This window comes from Streptomyces sp. NPDC001406 (assembly GCF_042895285.1).
Taxonomy (GTDB): Bacteria; Actinomycetota; Actinomycetes; order Streptomycetales; family Streptomycetaceae; genus Streptomyces.
The window spans coordinates 270,851-289,747 of the sequence record NZ_JBIAWG010000012.1; the positions used below are offsets into that span (position 1 = coordinate 270,851).

Consider the following 18,897-nt stretch of genomic DNA (forward strand, 5'->3'; position numbering starts at 1 on the left):
TTCGCGCTCGGGCCGGCCGGCCGACCGGCTCGGCAAGGACATCCGTCTTGAACAAGTGCTAGTATCCGCGCGCTTGTTCGGGGGGATGGGGCCCTCCGCCGGGGGAGGGGAAGCAAGTGACTCGTCGTACCTTCATGCGTGGCTCCCTTGTCACGCTCATCGGGTTGGCGCTCTCCGTGTCCGCCGTGCCGCCGGCGGCGCCCGCGCACGCGGATACCGCAACGGAGATCATCGTTCCGGCCACCATGCGCACGGCTCCGCGCATGGCGTATCTGCAGAGCGTGGGGGCTTCCGGCTTCCTCGAGTACCGCTCCACCGCCGAGGGTTCCGGCCTCTGGTGGACCGGCTACGACGGCAGCCGAAAGCCGGTGGAAGGTGGCGAGGGACTCGGGCCGCGCACCGCGGGTGCGTACGGCACCGGTTCGGACGTCGTCGCCCTTCGCCCGTCCCGGAGCAGTGGTGGGCAGGTCCTGCTCCGGGACATGGGAACCGGTACGACGGAGACCGTGGCCGTCCCGGCGGGCCAGAGCTATCTGCAGACGTACGGACGTACTGTCCTGACCAGCACGTCGACAGGTGGGGAACGAACTCGGCTGTTCCTGCTGCACAACGAGAACGGCAGCACGGTGCAGAAGCCCGTGACCGGGCTCCCGGACGGGACGGTCTTCCCCTTCTACCCCACGGGCTCCGCCTCCGGCATCCTCGTCGACTACTACGGCCCGGACCGGGTCCTCCAGTATGCCTGGGTGGATACGGAGACCGGTGCTGCCACGATCCTGCCTCCACCGGTGGCGAACCAGGACACCGTGGTGGGGTCCGACCACCTGGTCAGCTGGTACGGCACGTCCCGGGTGCGGGTGTACGCCCAGGGTGCCTACGACGCGCCCACTCACGAGGTCGTGTTCCCCCACACCTCCGACAACAAGATCCTCGGCGTCGTCGGTGACGCGCTCGTCGTCGCGCGGCGCAGCGGCTCCTCCGTCTGGAGTGTGTCAGCGCTGCCCTTCGACGGCTCCGCGGAACTGCCCCTGTTCAAGCGGGCGGATCCCGCTGCCGTCGTGACCCCCGACGGCGGGCTCGTCCTCGCCGGCGGGGAATCCGCTCTGGACTACGGCATCGCCAAGGTCCAGGCGGGCGGCGACGGTCTGCCCCGGGTCCGCCGGATCGTGGACCTTGCGGCCGTGCCCATGGGGATCGAGTCGCTCGATCTGAGCGGCGGTGAGCTGATGACCTACGAGTCCGGCGACGGGGCGACGCACCTGTACAGCCGCTCGCTGGCCACGGCGGAGGCTCTGACGGCGGGCACGCGCACGGACCGGGGAGCGACCCAGCGGTGCGGGGTCATGGCCGGGGACTTCGGGCGCTGTCCCGACTTGATGGGTACGGGTGACGGCCGGGCGGTCATCCGGAACACGGCCGGGGAGGTCTCCGTCCTGGACCGGGGTCAGTCCCTTCCCGGCACCGTGGTGACCTCCGGCCTCCAGGACAACCACGGCCTCGTGGACGTCGCGGGCCGGTATGCGGCCTGGCGTGGACCCTCGCCCGCGGGAGACGGTCTGGTGGTGGCGGATCTGGACACACGGAAGGTCGTGCTCACCCGTACGGGCGCCGCCGGTGCGGTCCCCTCCGCCCTGTGGGGGGAAACGCTGTGGGCGGCGGCCGCGGACGGCACTGTCTCGGCCACGGAAGTGCGTTCGGGAAACACGATCACGTCGTTCCGGGTGCTCGGCAGCGGCAGCGGCTGCGATGTGGGCGACTTCCAGGCGGTGGGACGCTGGGTGTACTGGTCCGGCTCGTGCGATCTTCCCCAGGGCAGCGTGCGGAAGGCCTTCGTGTACGACACCCGCAGGAAGACGCTCATCGCCGTGCCCGCCGGCGGAGAGACGCACCTGGGCGACGGCTTCCTGGTCACGCGTGACTCCAGGTCCGGAGCGCTGACCCTCACGGACGTCACGAGCGGCTCCGCGGTGAGCCGGACCCTGGCGGACAAGGCCGGAAAGTGGGACGTCGATCCGCACACCGGCCTGGTCGGCTATGTGGACCCGGCCTCCCAGGACATCCACGTCCTACGCAGTGGCGTCCCCGCCACGGACATCGCGGTCCTGGGAGCGCGGACGGAACCTTCGGTCAGCCTGGTGAACTCGTCGTCCTCGTGGGACGGCACGTGGTGGCTGTCGAAGCCGGCCGCGTCGTGGACGCTGGTGCTCAGGAACAAGGCGACCGGGGCCACCGTGCGCACACTGTCCGGTGGCGCCGCTCACGACGCGGTCCGTACGTCCTGGAACGGCAGGACGTCGACGGGCGCGTATGTGCCGAACGGCACGTACAGCTGGACGCTGACGGCGGCCCCGGCCGACGGGCACGGTGCGTCGGCGACGGCGTCCGGCACGCTGAAGCTGACCGGTGGTGCCGCGGTGAGACGCGACCATGTCGGGTCCGACGGCATCGGTGACCTGCTCACGCTCACCTCCCAGGGTGCACTCTCCTTCCATCGGGGCGACGGCGCAGGGAAGTTCTCGACGAAGACCTCGGCTTCGGGATGGCCGGCCTCGATCACGGTGGTGCCGTTCGGAGACCTGAACGGTGACCGCTGCAATGACGTGCTCGTGCGGTTCAGCAGCGGTGCGCTGCGGGCGTACCGCCCGGGGTGCGGCAAAGCCCTGACGACATACACGCCGTACACCACACTGGGGACGTCGGGCTGGAACCAGTACAACGTGCTGACCTCACCGGGCGACATCACCGGTGACGGCCGGGCGGACCTGATCGCCCGCCAGGCGTCCACCGGTGACATCTACCTGTACAAGGCCACAGGCAGCGGAAAGCTCTCGGCACGGGTGAAGATCTTCTCCAAGTGGTCCGGTTACAGGAAGATCGTCGGCGTCGGCGACCTCAACGGTGACGGGTACGGAGACCTGCTGGCGCAGGACACGTCGAACAAGCTGTGGCGGTACGCGGGCACAGCGACCGGCGGCTTCAGGGCGCGGGTCGAGGTGGCCGACAACTGGGGTGCTTCCTACAACGTCGTGGTGGGCGCCGGTGACGTCACCGGGGACGGGAGGGCGGACATCGTCTCCCGCGACACCTCCGGCAAGCTGTGGCGCAACAACGGCGACGGCAAGGGCTCCTTCGGTCCTCGCACCGGGATCGCCGCTGGGTGGCAGGGCTACAAGGCCCTGTACTGACCGCCCGCGGCAGGTCGCGTCCGAAGGACGGCACCGATCACCAGAGGCGCGGCGCGGAGCCGCGGTGCGCCGCGACTTCGTCAGCCCCGACGGCCCGGACGGCCGCGGCGACCTGCTCACCCTGAACTCCTCGGGCGGGCTGACCTTCCACAGCGGCACGGGGACGGGCAGGTTCGGCGACAAGTACACGGGCACCGGATGGCCCACGACCATCATGGCGATCCCCTTCGGCGACCTCAGCGGCGACCTCAGCGGCGACCGCTGCAACGACGTCCTCGTCCGCTACAGCAGCGGCGCGCTGCGGCTGTACAAGCCGGGCTGCGGGGCGGCGGTCAAGCCGTCGACCTCGTACACGACCCTCGCGACCAGCGGCTGGACGCAGTCCAACGCGCTCACCTCGCCCGGCGACGTGAGCGGCGACGGACGACCGGACCTGATCGCCAGGAACTCGTCCACCGGAGCGGTCCACCTCTACAAGGGGACGAGCGACGGCAAGCTCGCCTCCGGCGTCAAGCTCTACGACAACTGGAAGGGCTGGACACGTCCAACAACGTCTACCGCTACGACGGCAAGGGCGACGGCACGTTCGCGGCCCGCGTCAAGGTGCTGTCGAACCGGGGCGGCTCGTACAACGCGGTCGTCGGGGTCGGCGACATCACGGGCGACGGCAGGCCGGACCTGGTCTCCCGCGACACCAGTGGCAAGGTGTGGCGCAACAGCGGGGACGGAAAGGGCTCGTTCGGTCCGCGGACACAGATCGCAAGCGGCTGGAGCGGCTACAAGTTCCTTTCGCAGGGGGTGAGTTCGGTCCGCCAAGGCGCCCGGCGACCGGGCGCCTCTCGTCACCCGCTCCATTCTCAGTGCTTGTTGACCGCCGAGGCCCAGTCGATGTTCACGCCCATGTCGGAGTACATCTTCGTGTAGCCGACGAAGCAGTTGAACTTCTCGACCTTGCCCTTGTGCAGGTACCAGAAGTCGGCGGTCGGCACGTCGATCTTCGCGCCGTTCGGCTTGACGGTGCCTGCCGGCGTCCGGCCGCGGCCGACTTCCAGGTGCCGGTGTAGTGCAGTGTCGCCGCACGGTCGTCGAGCGGGATGCCGCTGGTCGCCGCCCTGCTCCAGGAGCCGGTCTGGCCGGCGTCGTCGTGAGCGCGGACGTAGAAGCGATAGGTGAGTCCGGGAACCGGCTTCACGGGGCTGCCCGCTTTGCCGAAGACCGCGGAGGTGGCCGTGGTGCCGGTGCGCCAGGTCTGCAGCGGTCCCAGCTTCCAGACGCCCGCGCTGTTACGGGTGGCGACGCGCCGGCCGACGTCGTACGACTTCACACCCGCTGGACTAGCCATCGACGCCCTCGACGCATGGGGCGAGGACTCTTCGGGCTTGGTAGGCCAGCAGAACCCGTTCCTGTTCTGCGATTCCGATCTGCCGCACGATGGCCGTTCAGCTTGGCTCACCGACCCCAACACCACCGAGGGGTACTGCGAAGAACCGCCGCTCTGACCGCGAAGCTCCGTTACGGGCCATGCGTTCGACGGCGACGATCACCTCTCCCCCAGAGTCACGCGGGCCAACCTGAGGAATCGATCCTCACATCGCCGGTACTCACGGTATGCCTGGTCGTATTCGGCCCTGAGCGGATCTCGGCCATCGGTCAACGCGGACAGCGCGTGGTGTGCCAGAACCGCTCTGAAGCACAGCTCCGACGCCGCCTTGGAGACCTCCTCAGGGCCATCGATCTCAACGCCCCGCGTAGCCTCCTCCACGTCGTCCAGGGCCGTGCGCGCATCACTTCGGATGCTGTCCACCAGGCCACGACGGATGGCGTCGTCCGCCTCCTGATCGACCTGAGCCATGCGCCAGAGAACCTTGGAGAACCCACTGACGCACCTGGTCATCGCGCGATAGGACTCCCGTCGGCGCTGGTTCGTCGCCTCCGCCCTACGAGTCCTGGCCTCGGTCCGGGCCTGCGAACGGGCGCTCCAGGTGGCGACCACGCTGGCGACAATCGCCGTCGCCGCGGTGAGGCCGGCCACCCCTAAGCTGCTGTCCCCCATATACGCAGTGTTACATGCCCGTTACGCGCGCGGCCAGAAGAGGGCCAGCGCGGCTCGGCGTTGGTTCGGTTCGACCAACGCGGTGAAAGATGTGATCGTCGAGTTCGCCGGCCATTTTTCTTTTGGGGTGCGTGCTTGAATGTGCGCGACCTGCTCATGGGAAAAAGAGGTGGCAGTGATTTCCGCAGTGAAGTCTTCCTGGTGGGCGCGCGCCGCCGCTTCTGTTTCCTTGGTGGCACTTGCTATTGCTGGTGCTTCGCACGCGGCTCAAGCACGAGCCCAGGCCCTGGGCCAGGTTCAGGTCCAGGGCCAGGCTCCGGGTACTCCTGGGGTTCCGCAAGCCCCGGTCACTGTGTTCGTCGAGGACTTTGAAAAGGCGGGTGACAGCCCGGTATTTTTGGAAAAGTACGTCGGGGCTCCGCCGCTGAACGAGACCTACACGGCCGACCCGCCGTGGCTCGACCACGGGCAGTGCAATGGCATCGTCCTCAGCCGTGCCGGTGCTGATCAGCCCGGTTGCCGGTGGGTGTCGTATCTGAAGGACATGACCGATGCGCTGGGTCAGGTCGGTGGGACGAATCCGCCGGCCAACCACGCGGTGTCGGCGTACAGCGACACTGTGGATCCCGGCGTCGACCGGGTGGAGTTCCGGACCGAGCAGCCGATCCCGATCCCGAGCGCGAAGCCGAATCGGTATATCACCTTCGCGGTGGACGTGGCGGCGGACAATTGCCGTTACGAGGATCCACTGCTGAAGTTCTACCTCACGGGCAGCGGTCCGGATATCCCGACCTTCACCACTCCCATCGATCCCTGTACCGATGCCAGAGCCAAGCCCTATTCCGGGGGAATGAGCGGGCTCATGGCCGGGTCGTTCGCCGGGGACCGAGCCGTGCTGTTCAGCGGTACCGAGTTGGGCATCAAGATGCTCAATGGGCAGGGCCACGCGTTCGGTAATGACCACGCGTTCGACAACATTCGGATCCTGGATGCCACCCCGCAGCTGGACAAGGCGTTCGGTCCCGCCACGATCGACCAGGGCGGCACCTCGACGCTCACCATGACGGTGACCAACACCAGTGAACTGGCGGCGAAGAACGACTTCGGCTTCTCCGACAGCCTGCCCGCCGGGGTGACGGTGGCCGCGAACGCGAACGCGTCGACGAACTGTGGGAACGGCACGGTCTCCGCGACCGCGGGGGGCTCCTCCGTTGCTCTGGCCGGTGGTGACCTGGCCGCCGGTGAGAAGTCCTGCACGGTCACCGTGAATGTCACCGCCGACAAGGCGGGAACCTACGTCAACGGTCCCGACGCGATCACCACGGTTGGTCTGGATCTTCCGGCCGCCGCGACCCTGACCGTCAACAGCGAGAGTGGGGCCGTGGGCACCGCTACGGGTTCGCCCGGTCTGCTGTCCGGCAACGTCGTACAGGTTCCGCTGGACATCCCGGTGAACGCCTGCGGCAACACCGTGAACGTCGTCGGAGTGCTCAACCCGGCGGCGGGCAACACCTGCGCCAACCGCTAGAGAGGGTTCGATCCGATGCATTGGCTTTCTCGCGCCGTCAACGCACTTCTGGTGAGTGTGCTTCTCGGTGTTGTCGTGTTGCCGAGCGATGCCGTGGCACTCGCGGGCAGGGGCGGATTTCGGGGTGGGGGTGGGGGTGGGGGCGGCAGTGCCAGTGTCCGCTTCATGACTCAGAACATGTATGTGGGCAGTGATTTCTCTGCCCTTGCCGCCGCGCGGACGCCGCAGCAGTTCTTTGCCGCGGTGACGCTGACCTACCAGAACATCCTGGCGTCACAACCGAGTGAGCGCGCCGCCGCCGTGGCCCGCGAAGTCGCCCGGAACGAGCCCGATCTCGTCGCCCTGCAAGAGGCCGACATCGTGCGCACGGGGGCTCCGCCCGCGACGGACGTGCGGTCGGACCAGCTCAAGGCGCTCCTCGCCGCGCTCGACCGGCTCGGCCGGCATTACGAGGCGGTGGCGATCGTGCCCGAGGACGATGTCGAGGCCCCGAGCACGCTCGGCTTCGACGTACGCCTCTCCGTGCGCAACGTGATCCTCGCCCGGGTCAGTCCGTCCCGGCACGTCAAGGTGTCGAACCTGCAGGTGCAGACGTACGCCGCCCAGCATGTGCTCCAGTCGCCGGTCGGCTCGATCACCAGCCGGAACGGCTGGGCGTCGGTCGACGCCACGGTCGACGGCCGCACGTTCCGGTTCGTCACCACGCACTTGGAGCCGCTGCCGCCGTTCGCCGTCCAGCGAGCGCAGGCTCAGGACCTCGTCGCGAGTGCGGCGGACACCGATCTTCCGGTGGTGTTCGCCGGTGACTTCAACACGGCCGCCAATGATCCGCAGAACCCGACCTATCCGACGTATCAGTTCCTGATCGACTCGGGGTTCACCGATGCCTGGCGCGCGGCGCACCCCGGCGATCCCGGCTTCACCTGCTGTCAGGCGCCCGACCTGAGGAATCCGGTCTCCGCCTTGAGTCTGCGCATTGATCTGGTCCTGTTCCGCGGGGACTTCGAGGTGAGGAACATCCACCTGGTCGGGAACGAGCAGAGCGACCGTACGCCGTCGGGGCTGTGGCCCTCCGACCATGCCGGCGTCGTCGCCACGCTGCGCGTGCCGAAGGCGCGGCTGTCGGTGTCGTAGCCGCTGACCGACCACGGGCAACCCCTGCTTGCCGCAAAGGGCTGCGCGAAAGGCGCATTTCGCGGGATTATCGCTGTGGGCCGACGCGGACAGCACTCGGCCCGCAGCGGAGCAACGGGGGTGGCCCGCCATTGAACTCACGTCACGGACACGCGATGCGATTCGGCGTGCTCATCGATGAAAGACCGCCCCGTCTCGACACACTCACCTCAGGAGTCTGTGATGAGCACCAAGACGGGACCCCAGCGTTACCCCGGCGCCAGCCGGGCGAACTGGTATCAGGACGACTTCGGTGGGGACCCGATGGAGGTCAACGTCGTCGTCCTGCACACGACGGAGAGCACCGGGCTGCCCGGTTACGACGGCGGCTCCACCGCGCCGAACCTGACGGCGGTCCCCGATCTCGCCGGCAAGAAGCTGAAGTGGTATCAGCACTTCGACATCGAGACCTCCTCCCGGGCGCTGGTCAATCTGCGGGGCGGCGTCGAGACGAACACCCTGAACGTGTGTCAGGTCGAGCTGGTCGGTACGTGTGATCCGAAGACCCACTCGAAGTGGCAGGGCGCCGGCCAGTCTCACATCCACTGGCCGGACGCGCCCGACTGGGCCCTGCAGCAGGTCGCCCGCTTCCTGGCCTGGATGCACGAGGAACACGGCGTGCCGCTGTCCGGTCCGAAGGCGTGGCCCGCCTACCCCACGTCGTTCGGGAAGGGCGGCGGGCAGCGGCTGACGGGCGCGCAGTGGACGGGCTTCAAGGGCGTCTGCGGGCACATGCACGTGCCCGAGAACGACCACGGCGACCCGGGAGCGATCGACTTCTCCCTGCTGGTCGAGCACGCGAAGGCCGACCTGGATCTGGACGACGACGGCCCGGCGCCGAGCACGCCCCCCAAGCCGAAGATCCCCGTGTTCCCGGGACGCAAGTACTTCGTGGACGGGGCCTCGAACGACTACGTCCTGCAGCTCGGGCGGCAGTTGGTCAAGCGTGGCTTCGGCGACCACTACAAGGTCGGCCCGAGCAGACACTGGAGCGAGGCGGACCGGCTGAACGTGCGGGACTTCCAGAAGTCGCGCAAGGAACTGCGCGGTGACGCCGACGGCCGGCCCGGACCGCTGACCTGGCGTCTGCTGTTCTCCTGACGCCTGCTGTTCTCCTGACGCCTGACGGAGTTCCGGCGTCGGTGTGAAGGGGTTCCGCCGTGCGTGTCAGGCCGTTGCCTCGGCCGTCGCCTCAGCCGTCGCGACCGCCTGGGCCGGCTGCCGTACGACGCGGCGGCGCCGGGTCGGCAGGACCGTCGGGTTGGCGACGCCCCAGGCCGCGCCCTTGCAGACCAGCTCCTTGTAGACGGCGGCGAGCCGTCCGGTCAGGGCCGCCCGGACGGCGCGGTCGTCGGCGGTGACGTACTGGATCAGGCCTTCCTTGCGTCCCAGCGAGATGCACTGGTTGAAGTAGCGCAGCGGCACGTTCGGGAGCTTTCCGCCGGTCAGCCGCGCCGCGATGGCGTCGGCGGCCTGCCACGCGGTGGGCACGCCCGAGGCGCACGACATCCGCAGCGGCTTGTCGCCGGGGCCCGCCACCAGCGCCGCGTCGCCGATGGCGTACACGTCCGGGTGCGAGACCGAGCGCATCGTCCGGTCCACCACGATCCGGCCGGTGTCGGTGACCTCCAGGGTGGTGGCCCTGGCGATCGGGTGGACGGCGAAGCCGGTGGTCCACACGGTGACCGCGGCCGGGACGGACGTGCCGTCGGCGGTGGTGACGCGGTCGGCCCCGACCGTGGTGACGGCGGCGTGCTCGTGCACGGTGATGCCGAGCCGGTCGAAGACCTTCCGCAGGTGCCGGCGGCCCTTGGGCGAGAGCCAGTCGCCCAGGCCGCCGCGGGCGGCGAGGGCGACATCGAGGTCCGGGCGGGCCTCGGCGATCTCGGTCGCGGCCTCCAGGCCGGTGAGGCCGCCGCCGACCACGACCACGGGCTGTCCGGCGTCCAGCCGGGCCAGGCGCTCGCGCAGCCGGAGCGCTCCGGGGCGGCCGGCGATCTCGTGGGCGTGCTCGGCGGTGCCGGCAACGGCCTGGTCGTTCCAGCCGCTGCCGAGGGCGTACACGAGGGTGTCGTACTCCAGTTCCTCGGTGCCGTTCGCGTCGCTGACGGCGACGGTCCTGCGGTCGGCGTCGACGCCGGTGACCTTCGCCAGCCTCAGTTCGACCCCCGTGTCCGCGAACATCTCGCTGAAGGGCCGGGGCTTGAGGTCCTGGCCGGTGGCGAGCTGGTGCATCCGGACGCGCTCGACGAAGTCGGGCTCGGCGTTGACGAGGGTGATGGCGACGTCTTCGCGGTGCAGCCGCTTGGCGAGGCGCCCGGCGGCGATGGCTCCGGTGTACCCGGCTCCGAGGACGATGATGCGGTGCTGCATGTCCGTGCTCCTGTCGTGGGCGGATTCGCCTCTTGAACCGGGCGGTCCGCCGTTTCCTGACAGGTACGTGGTGTGAAGCACCTCACATCGGGGTCAGAAGGCGTTGAGCAGGGGTTCGCCGTGGTCGGCGGCCGCCCAGCGCCTGGTCGCGCGTTCGAGCTTGTCGGGGTTGACCTGGTTGCGGAACCCGGCGATGCCCTCGGGGGTGATCTCCAGGCACATGACGCCGATGACCCGGCCGTCGAGGACCGCCACTACGGCGGGGTCGCCGTTGGCGGTCGTGGCGTAGACCTCGGGCGATCCGCCGGCCAGGTCGCGCTTGGCCTTGCTGGGCTTGAACAGGCCCCGCAGGAACTTGGCGACCGCGAGGGCGCCCTCGAACGCCTTGGCGCGGGCCGGGACCTTCCCGCCGCCGTCGCCGATGGAGACGGCGTCCTGGGTGAGCAGCCGTACGAGCGGCTCGGTCCGGCCGCTGGTGGCGGCCGCGAGGAACTCGTCGATGATCCGCCGGGCGGCGGCCTCGTCGATCTCGGTGCGGGCCCTGCCCTCCGCGACATGCTTCTTGGCACGGTGGAAGATCTGCTGGCTGGCGGCCTCGGTGACGTCGAGGATCGCGGCGATCTCCCGGTGCGGGTAGTCGAAGGCCTCCCGCAGCACGTACACCGCCCGCTCGCCCGGGGTCAGGCGCTCCAGCAGGGCGAGGACCGCGTACGAGACCGACTCGCGCTGTTCGGCGGTGTCGGCCGGGCCGAGCATCGGGTCCCCGGCGAGCAGCGGCTCGGGGAGCCACTGGCCCACATAGGTCTCGCGCCGCGCGCGGGCCGAGGTGAGCTGGTTGAGGCACAGGTTGGTGAGCACCTTCGTCAGCCAGGCCTCGGGGACCTCGATGCGGTCGACGTCGGCGCCCTGCCAGCGCAGGAACGTCTCCTGCACGGCGTCCTCGGCCTCGCTCGCGGAGCCGAGGAGACGGTAGGCGATGGCCTCCAGGCGGGGCCTGGAGGCCTCGAACCGGTCCACGTCGTTCATGGTCAGGGCCATGGCCCGGATCCTAGCCCGCGCGATGCGCGTCGGCCGCTGGATTGCGGCCCCGCGCCGGACTGCGGCACGCCCATCTCTGTCTGTCGGCCGCCTGTGTCAACGGCACCTGTGGCCATGGCACTTGGGACCTGGTGTCGGGGCGCCCGGAGTGGAGCCGGCCGTGGGGGTTCCCTGCTTGCCGCCGTTCTTGGCGCCCCGTTTGTCGTGGGGTGTGGACGGGGACGGCTTGGCGGCGCCGGGCTCGTCGGCGCCGCGGCCGAGGGAGGCGGGCACGGGGAAGGGGGTGTCGGGCAGGCCGGTGAGGGCGTCGCGCATGTACTGGGTCCAGATCGAGGTGGGGATGTCCCCGCCGAACACCTTCTCCAGGCCGCCGACGCCCGCCATGGACAGCAGTTGCGGGTGCTTCGGGTCCTCTCGGAAGAGGACGACGGAGGTGGCGAGCTGGGGGGTGTAGCCGATGAACCAGGCTGAGCGGTAGTCGTCGGTGGTTCCGGTCTTGCCCGCCGCGGTCCTGCCGAGGGCCTGGGCCCGGGTGCCGGTGCCCCGGGCTATGACGCCCCGGAGTACGTCGGTCACGTTGTCGGCGATCGCCTTGGGCAGGGCCCGTGCGGGGGCGGGGGCCGTGAAGCCGGGCCGGACGGAGCCGTTGTGGGTCACCTTGGTCACCGAGTACGGGGTGGCCTGCTCACCGGAGGCGGCGAAGGTCGCGTAGACGCCCGCCATGCGAATGGCGCTCGGTGTCGAGGTGCCGATGTAGAAGCCGGCGCTGGGGGCGGCGAGGCTGCCCGGACGCAGGCCCAGGGCCTGGGCCGTGCTCGCCACGTTCTCGGGGCCGACGTCCTCTCCCAGTTGCACGTACGGCGTGTTGACCGACTGCTCCATCGCCTTGCGCAAGGTGATGTAGCCCCAGCGGTCGCGGGTGTCGTTGCGCTGGTGGAGCAGGCCGGTGGGGTCCTTGTCGTCGGTGACGTAGTTGCCCTGCTGGTCCTTGATCTTGATGCCGTCGTCGCCGTTGAACCTGCTGGCCGGGGTGATCGGCTCCGGGGGCTTGCCGGGTCGCAGTACGGCTCCGTGCTGGAGTGCGGCGGCGAGGACGACGGGCTTGAACGTCGAGCCCACCGGGACGCCGGAGGTGTCGGCGTTGTCCGAGAAGTGGGAGTGGTCGAAGCCGGGGCCGCCGTAGACGGCGAGGATCTTGCCGGTTCTGGGTTCCACCGACGCGGCTCCCACCTGGACGTCCCGGTCGACCGATCGGTGGGTGGGGTCGAGGCGTTCCCGGCGGGTCCGTGCGACGGAGCGTTCCAGTGCCGCCGTCTTCTTCCGGTCGAAGGTGGTGTGGATCTGGTAGCCGCCCCGGCTCAGGCTGCCGTCGGTGACGGTCGGGTCGTGCTGCTGGACATACGCCCTGGCCAGCTGGACCAGATAGCCGGTCTGGCCGGTGAGCCCCGCGCCCGGCGCCCACTTCCTCGGCATCGGGAATCCGGCGGCGGCGTACTTGGCCCGCTGCGCCGCTGTCAGCTTGCCGGTGTCCACCATCCGGTCGAGCACCCAGGACCAGCGCGCCACCGCCTGCCGTTTCGCCGCGGGGTCGGAGTCCACGTGCTGGAAGAGGCTCGGCTCGTTGACCGCCGCGGCGAGGAAGGCTCCCTGGCTCACGTCGAGCTTCTCCACCGGAAGGTTGTAGTACGCGCGGGCCGCGGCCTGCACGCCGTTGGCCTGACGGCCGAAGAAGCAGCTGTTCAGATACCCCTGGAGGATCTGCTCCTTGGTCATGGAGGCGCCGATCTTGGTCGAGATCAGCAGCTCCTTGAACTTGCGCGAGACCGTCTGCGACTGATCCAGGTAGGTGTTCTTCACGAACTGCTGGGTGATCGTCGATCCGGACTGCACGGAGCCGCCCCCGGCCATGTGGACGACGGCGCGCAGGATGCCCTGCGGATCGATGCCCGGGTCGGTGTAGAAGGAGGCGTTCTCCGCGGCGATGAAGTCCCACTGCACCGCCGCGGGTACCTGCGCGAGGGTGACGTTCTGGCGGTTGACGCTGCCGTCGGTCGCCAGGACCGTACCGTCCGACCAGTAGTAGACGTTGTTCTGCAGCAGCGTCGTGGGGTTGGGGTCGGGGATGGTGACCGTGGCGTAGGCATAGCCGACGAGCGCAGCGGTGCTGCCGAAGAAGAGCAGGAAGAGCGCCAGCACTTGGCGCCACGACGGCAGCCAGCGGCGCGGGCCCTGCTTGCCGCGGCGCGGGTAGTCGAGCCAACGTTTCTTCTGCGGTGGCCTCCTCCGGGCGCCGCGTGACGTCGCCTGCTCACCCGCGGCACGGAGGCCGGCGGTGGAGCGCTGCGGCGGTCGTCGCCGGTGTCCGCTCATGGGCTCGGATCACTGTCCCTTCAGTACCACTGGGTGGCGTCGTGCGGTGCGGGCTGCGGATGGGAGGTGTACGGCGCCGGATACGCGGAGTCGGCGTACGGCGCCGGATAGGCGGAGTCGGCGTACGGCGCCGGAGGCGAAGGGGCCTCTGTGGCCGCCGGCGCCCGCAGGCTGCCGTACCGCTCCATGCGCTGCCATCTCAGCCGTGAGCCGGACACGGCGGTGAAGACGGACTGGATCACCACGAGGTACATCAGTTGGCGGTAGACGAACTGCTGCAACGGCAGGCTCCACAGCGGCCCCGGGCGTTCTCCGTCCATGCGGAACGCGTACAACCCCATCAGCAGTTGCAGCAGCAGGAAGGCGAGCCACAGCCCGATGATCCGGACCGGGTCGAGGAAGACCAGGCCGTACAGGGCGAAGACGTCCACGGCGGGTGCGAGAAGCGGCACCAGAACCTGGAAGAGCAGTAGATAGACCAGGCCCCGGCGGCCCAGTTTGCCGGCGGCGCCGCGCTGCACGAGCGCGCCGCGGTGCTTCCACATCGCCTGCAGGGTGCCGTAGCACCAGCGGTATCGCTGCCGCCACAGGGCGTTCAGGGTCGCGGGTGCCTCGGTCCAGGCCCTCGCGTCCTCCTCGTACACCACGCGCCAGCCGGCGCGGCACAGCGCCATCGTGAGGTCGGTGTCCTCGGCGAGGGTGACGTCGCTGACGCCGCCGAGCCCGAGGAGTGCCCGGCGGCGGAACGCGCCTACGGCGCCGGGTACGGTCGGCATGCATTCGGCGAGGTCGAACAGGCGGCGGTCGAGGTTGAACCCGACCACGTACTCGATGTGCTGCCAACGGCCCAGCAGGCCGCCGCGGTTGACGACCTTGGCATTTCCCGAGACGGCGCCCACACGGGCGTCGGCGAAGGGCTGCACGATCGTGCGGACGGTGTCGCGTTCGAAGACGGTGTCGCCGTCGACCATGACCACCAGGTCGAAGGAGGCGGCGGCGAGCCCGGTGTTGAGCGCGGCGGGCTTGCCCGCGTTCCGCTGCCGGATCACCCGCACCGGCAGGCGGAGCGACTCCACCAGGTCGGCGGTGCCGTCGGTCGAACCGTCGTCGACCACGATGATCTCGACCGGATGGTCCGAGGCGAGCAGGGAGCGCACGGCTGCCTCGATCCCGGCGCTCTCGTTGTAGGCGGGGACGATGACACTGACCGGCTCGGTCACCGGCGGTCCCCAGGACCCGCCGCGGCCCTTGGCCCGCAGCCGCCGGTGCCGGCGGGCCGCGAACAGCACGACCGCCGCGCGCAGCACACTGAGCGCCCCGGCCGCGTACATCAGCACGCCCAGCAGCCATACGGCCCAGTCGCCGGCCTGCAGCGCCTTGATGAGAGCAATTCCCTGAAGATGTTCACCGAGCCCGGCGGGCTGGACAGGTCCGGCCATGCCGACCGCGGCACCGACCGTCGCGAACCGGAAGCCGTGTGCCTTGAGCCGTGGGATCAGGGCACTGAGCGCCGCGACGGTCTGCGCTCGGTCACCGCCGCCGTCGTGCATCAGCACGACCTGCCCGGCGTGGCCGTGCGGGGTCGCGTTGGCGAGGATGCGGTCCGCTCCGGGACGCTGCCAGTCCTCGGCGTCCTGGGTGGAGAGCACCGTGACGTAGCCCGCTTCGTCGGCCTGCTGGAGGACGGACCAGTCTGCGTCGTCCAGCGCGCCGTTCTTCGAGGAGTACGGCGGTCTCAACAGCGCGGTGGTGACGCCCGCGGCACCGGCCACCGCCAGCTGCGTCTCGCGCAGTTCCAGCGAGCGCTGCCACGGGGCGAGCCGGGCCAGGTCGGGATGCGTGAACGTGTGGATGCCGATCTGGTGGCCCTCGGCGACCATCCGGCGGACCAGCTCCGGGTGGTCCACGACCTCCGTGCCGACGACGAAGAAGGTCGCGTGCACATGGTTGCGGCGCAGCACGTCCAGGATGCGCGGAGTCCAGACGGGGTCGGGGCCGTCGTCGAAGGTGAGGGCCACGGTGTCGGCCTTCAGCCGTGCGGTGTGCGCGGAGGTGGCGGCGTTCGCGATCACGGGACCGCCGTGGGTCACCCTGCTGGGCACCGCCTCGTTCCGGCCTCGTTGGCCGGTCACGCTGTCCGACGTGATTCCGAACATGTGGTGGGTGTAACCCTGCAGCAGAAGGGCCGTCGACAGAGTCACCACGAGCACGCTCAGCAGCAGCCAGTGGGCGCGGGGTGTGATCTGGCGGGTGCGGCTGCGGCGGCGGGCAGGAGCGTTGCGGCGTCGGCGGTCGGTCACGTCGGGGCCTTGGATCACTTCACGGGCTTGTGGGACGTGCCGAGGGCGCGTCCCTTGGAGGCGGGGGTTGCGGCGGGAGCGGTCGAGGCGGGGGACGGGGAGGTGATCCGGGTGGGCCCGGACGTGGCCGCGGGCACGGTGGAGGCCGTCGACCCATCGGCGGAGGCGGGGGTCTGCCGCGCCGCAGGGCGGGTCTTCTGCGCCGCGGCGGGAGTCGTGCGCTCCTCGGAGTGTCCGGTGCCGGACGCGGAGTCGGTTGCGGTGGCGTGGGGGGTGGTCCGGTGCGCGGAGTCCGGCTGCGGGACGAACGGAGAGCTGATGCTGGGGCCGCCCAGCAGCGCGCTGATCAGCAGGGCGACGTATCCGCCGGCGGGGATCACCAGCAGCCGGGCGGCGCGGAGCACGCGGCGCTGGCGGCGCCCCGAGGAGTCGACGAAGACCGGCCGCGCCGGCTCGCTCTCCGGTGCGGCCGGTTCCGGAACGGGGTGGCCGGGCATGCCGAAATCCGGAGGTGTCGCGGTGAAGACGTCACCGTGGGGGGCGTCCCACACTGCCGTGACGAGGGGGGCCGGTCCCGTCGTCCGGAAGCGATCCGTCGGGTGCGACCACTGCCCGGACTGCACCGGGTACGAGGGGAGCATGGCCGTGTCGGTGACGGTGCCGCCGCTGCCCCGGTGACCGGGGGCATACGCGTATCCGGCGCCGCCGTACGGATCTTCGCCGTACGCTGCCCCGCTTTCGTCCGTCCAATGCACGGGTCGTGCCCCCTGTCCTGGCCGACCGGCATGGTCGTCCGCATGGAAAGAGCGCGCTCGGCCGGAAGTGTTACACCTCGACCGCACAGAAAGGACAAATGAGATGAAAGGTCGCGCGATACGTGCAATTCAGACACAAACGCCGCAAGTCAACGGCGACTTCACCACTGCACCACCGTGGTCGACCAGGACGCGCATCGTGCGCGGAGCGGCCGGGCCCCCGTGCAGTGGGCGAGGCCCCGGCCGCTCCGTCCCTCTCGGCGCCGTTCACGGGGGGAGAGGCGAGCGGCGCCGGGAGAGGCCGAGGGGCAGTGTTTCGTGCCACCCATCCAGCGGCTGGTCGCCCTCGGCGTGCGCGGGTACCGAACCCGGCACTCACCCAGCGCACGGCCTGCGCGAGGCGTCACATGGCCGGGGCAGTGCCGGTCGGCCGGGACGGCGCTGCACTGATGAGAAAGCGAAGAACTCCTGATGCGTTGTGACACTTCCGTGACGACAGACGCTGGTCATCATGGAGCCGTCGTGCGACCGGAGCACGGCGGATGGTACGGAATCGCTACGGACCGGTGCGAACGAGGACAGCCTTGGGCCAGGTACGGCAACCCCGCCGCGTACAGTCGCGCGACGGGGAACTGAGCGTTGCAGTCGCGCGGGCCCAGGACGGTGACGAGACCGCTTTCACGGTCGTCTACCGGATCGTGCAGCCGGGCCTGCTCGGCTATCTGCGCGGCATTGTCGGCGACGACGCCGAGGACGTGGCCTCCGACGCCTGGCTGGAGATATCCCGCGACATCGGACGCTTCAAGGGCGACGGCGCCGGGTTCCGCGGCTGGACCGCGACGATCGCCCGGCACCGCGCGCTGGACCATCTGCGGCGGCAGCGGGTACGGCCCCGGTCGGGCGGTACCGAACAGGACGTACTCGACCTGCCGGGTCCGCACAGCACATCCGAGCAGGCCCTGGAATCCCTCTCCACCGAGTGGGCCCTCGAACTGGTCCAGGGGCTGCCGCGGGACCAGGCCGAGGCCGTTCTCCTGCGGGTCGTCGTCGGTCTGGACGGTCCCGCCAGCGCACGCGTGCTCGGCAAGCGCCCGGGAGCGGTGCGCACCGCCGCCCACCGCGGCCTCAAACGCCTCGCCCAGCAGCTGGGCGTCGGCGGCGAGGCGGAGGAGGGTGTGACGGATGAGGCCACCTGGACGCTGGGGAAGTCGAAATGACAACGAAGGCGACAGCGGGCGAGCGGACAGGCATCAGGCCCGGTCCGCCGAACGATCGAGACCTGTCGGACAGGAACGGAAACGCACATGGGTGAACGGCTGAGCGGCGACGGAGTTCCGGGCCGCCGACGTGTGCACCCCGGCGGCGCCGTCTCCGAACCGTGGGACGCATACGACTCCGCCACGCTGGAAGCGGTGCTGGCCGCCGCCATACGCGCGGACGACCTCAAGCCCGAGGCCGAGCAGCGCGCCCTGGCCGCCTTCCGGGCCGCCCACGCAGAGGGCGCGCACCGGGCCCGTACCCGCCGCCGGGACGACTGGCGGCTGCCCGAGGCACGGCGTGCCCGGCGCCCCCTGAGGATCACGTTCGGCGCGGTGTTCGCCAGTCTCACCCTGGGCGGTGTCGCGGTCGCGGCCATCGGCTCCGTCGGCTCGTCCACGGACGGTGCCGACGGCCGCGGGACCGCGCACCCGTCGGCGGTCGCCCCGGACCGGCCGGGAGGCGCGGCCTCGTCCGGGTCCTCCGGTGGCCCCGGGAAGGCGGGCCGCCCCGCCACCGCCAAGGACACCGAAGCGCATTGCCGGGCCTATGAGCAGGTCGAGGATCGTGGCCAGGTCCTGGACGCGACGGCCTGGAAGCAGCTCATCGAGGCCGCCGGCGGCAAGTCCAAGGTCGCCTCGTACTGCGCCGAGCAGTTGGCGCGGGCGACGGCCACGCCCGGCAGGACGACGGGCACCGGCAAGTCGCACGAGGGTGCCGCGAACTCCGGCAACGGCACGACGGGCAACACCGGCACCTCCGGCAACAACTCCGGCGGCACGGACAGCGCGACCGGCAACGGCCAGACGAGCAGCGGCAAGGGCAGCGGGAAGCACAAGTAGCGCCCCCGCCCGCCCCCGACAAG

14 protein-coding genes and 1 pseudogene are annotated in these 18,897 nt (G+C 70.2%); 8 read left to right on the plus strand and 7 right to left on the minus strand.

Annotated elements, in window-relative coordinates:
• Positions 1-134 precede the first annotated feature (134 nt).
• Together ACFY1J_RS29015 and ACFY1J_RS29020 are read left to right on the plus strand one after the other, a co-directional pair.
• Positions 135-3,185, plus strand: a complete 3,051-nt coding sequence (locus tag ACFY1J_RS29015; RefSeq protein WP_390708194.1) for an FG-GAP-like repeat-containing protein — start codon at positions 135-137, stop codon at positions 3,183-3,185.
• A gap of 198 nt (positions 3,186-3,383) precedes the next feature.
• Positions 3,384-3,809 (plus strand): annotated as a pseudogene (locus ACFY1J_RS29020) (hypothetical protein); the annotation flags it as partial.
• 233 nt (positions 3,810-4,042) lie between these two features.
• On the opposite strand, the gene ACFY1J_RS29025 reads toward ACFY1J_RS29020, so the two are convergent.
• On the minus strand, positions 4,043-4,174 hold the full coding sequence (locus ACFY1J_RS29025; protein WP_390708195.1) for a hypothetical protein: 132 nt from the start codon (positions 4,172-4,174) through the stop codon (positions 4,043-4,045).
• 180 nt (positions 4,175-4,354) lie between these two features.
• On the opposite strand from ACFY1J_RS29025, the gene ACFY1J_RS29030 reads away from it, so the two are divergent.
• Positions 4,355-4,684, plus strand: a complete 330-nt coding sequence (locus ACFY1J_RS29030; RefSeq protein WP_390732247.1) for a hypothetical protein — start codon at positions 4,355-4,357, stop codon at positions 4,682-4,684.
• A gap of 41 nt (positions 4,685-4,725) precedes the next feature.
• Here ACFY1J_RS29030 and ACFY1J_RS29035 read toward each other — a convergent pair whose 3' ends face one another.
• Positions 4,726-5,238, minus strand: a complete 513-nt coding sequence (locus ACFY1J_RS29035) for a hypothetical protein (protein ID WP_390732248.1) — start codon at positions 5,236-5,238, stop codon at positions 4,726-4,728.
• A gap of 169 nt (positions 5,239-5,407) precedes the next feature.
• On the opposite strand from ACFY1J_RS29035, the gene ACFY1J_RS29040 reads away from it, so the two are divergent.
• From ACFY1J_RS29040 to ACFY1J_RS29050, 3 genes are all read left to right on the plus strand, one after another.
• Complete coding sequence (locus ACFY1J_RS29040) at positions 5,408-6,766, plus strand: chaplin (RefSeq protein ID WP_390708198.1); 1,359 nt, start codon at positions 5,408-5,410, stop codon at positions 6,764-6,766.
• A gap of 165 nt (positions 6,767-6,931) precedes the next feature.
• Positions 6,932-7,900, plus strand: a complete 969-nt coding sequence (locus ACFY1J_RS29045; protein WP_390732249.1) for an endonuclease/exonuclease/phosphatase family protein — start codon at positions 6,932-6,934, stop codon at positions 7,898-7,900.
• A 222-nt stretch (positions 7,901-8,122) separates the two neighbouring features.
• The gene (locus tag ACFY1J_RS29050) at positions 8,123-9,040 is read left to right on the plus strand and encodes a peptidoglycan-binding protein (protein ID WP_390708200.1); all 918 of its coding nucleotides are present in this window, start codon (positions 8,123-8,125) and stop codon (positions 9,038-9,040) included.
• Between the two features lie 66 nt (positions 9,041-9,106).
• Here ACFY1J_RS29050 and ACFY1J_RS29055 read toward each other — a convergent pair whose 3' ends face one another.
• The 5 genes from ACFY1J_RS29055 to ACFY1J_RS29075 form a co-directional block, all read right to left on the minus strand.
• The gene (locus ACFY1J_RS29055) at positions 9,107-10,312 is read right to left on the minus strand and encodes an NAD(P)/FAD-dependent oxidoreductase (protein ID WP_390732250.1); all 1,206 of its coding nucleotides are present in this window, start codon (positions 10,310-10,312) and stop codon (positions 9,107-9,109) included.
• Positions 10,313-10,405: 93 nt separating this feature from the next.
• Entirely contained in the window at positions 10,406-11,350 is a 945-nt protein-coding gene (locus ACFY1J_RS29060; protein ID WP_390708202.1) for an RNA polymerase sigma-70 factor, read from the minus strand.
• Positions 11,351-11,446: 96 nt separating this feature from the next.
• Positions 11,447-13,720, minus strand: coding sequence for a transglycosylase domain-containing protein (locus tag ACFY1J_RS29065; RefSeq protein WP_390732251.1), 2,274 nt, complete (start codon positions 13,718-13,720; stop codon positions 11,447-11,449).
• A 20-nt stretch (positions 13,721-13,740) separates the two neighbouring features.
• Positions 13,741-16,020 (minus strand): bifunctional polysaccharide deacetylase/glycosyltransferase family 2 protein, encoded by a 2,280-nt coding sequence (locus ACFY1J_RS29070; protein ID WP_390708204.1) that lies wholly within the window; start codon positions 16,018-16,020, stop codon positions 13,741-13,743.
• Between the two features lie 14 nt (positions 16,021-16,034).
• Positions 16,035-16,775, minus strand: a complete 741-nt coding sequence (locus tag ACFY1J_RS29075) for a hypothetical protein (RefSeq protein WP_390732252.1) — start codon at positions 16,773-16,775, stop codon at positions 16,035-16,037.
• A 584-nt stretch (positions 16,776-17,359) separates the two neighbouring features.
• Here ACFY1J_RS29075 and ACFY1J_RS29080 point away from each other — a divergent pair.
• Positions 17,360-17,992 carry an RNA polymerase sigma factor gene (locus ACFY1J_RS29080; RefSeq protein ID WP_390708206.1) on the plus strand — a complete coding sequence of 211 codons (633 nt, stop codon included), beginning with the start codon at positions 17,360-17,362 and terminating at the stop codon, positions 17,990-17,992.
• A gap of 87 nt (positions 17,993-18,079) precedes the next feature.
• On the plus strand, positions 18,080-18,874 hold the full coding sequence (locus tag ACFY1J_RS29085; protein WP_390732253.1) for a hypothetical protein: 795 nt from the start codon (positions 18,080-18,082) through the stop codon (positions 18,872-18,874).
• Positions 18,875-18,897: the final 23 nt, after the last annotated feature.

Coding starts and splice junctions, on each gene's coding strand:
- ACFY1J_RS29055 (WP_390732250.1), bottom strand. CDS start 10,312: ATGCAGCACCGCATCATCGTCCTCGGAGCCGGGTACACCGGAGCCATC.
- ACFY1J_RS29065 (WP_390732251.1), bottom strand. CDS start 13,720: ATGAGCGGACACCGGCGACGACCGCCGCAGCGCTCCACCGCCGGCCTC.
- ACFY1J_RS29060 (WP_390708202.1), bottom strand. CDS start 11,350: ATGGCCCTGACCATGAACGACGTGGACCGGTTCGAGGCCTCCAGGCCC.
- ACFY1J_RS29045 (WP_390732249.1), top strand. CDS start 6,932: ATGACTCAGAACATGTATGTGGGCAGTGATTTCTCTGCCCTTGCCGCC.
- ACFY1J_RS29050 (WP_390708200.1), top strand. CDS start 8,123: ATGAGCACCAAGACGGGACCCCAGCGTTACCCCGGCGCCAGCCGGGCG.
- ACFY1J_RS29015 (WP_390708194.1), top strand. CDS start 135: ATGCGTGGCTCCCTTGTCACGCTCATCGGGTTGGCGCTCTCCGTGTCC.
- ACFY1J_RS29085 (WP_390732253.1), top strand. CDS start 18,080: ATGGGTGAACGGCTGAGCGGCGACGGAGTTCCGGGCCGCCGACGTGTG.
- ACFY1J_RS29035 (WP_390732248.1), bottom strand. CDS start 5,238: ATGGGGGACAGCAGCTTAGGGGTGGCCGGCCTCACCGCGGCGACGGCG.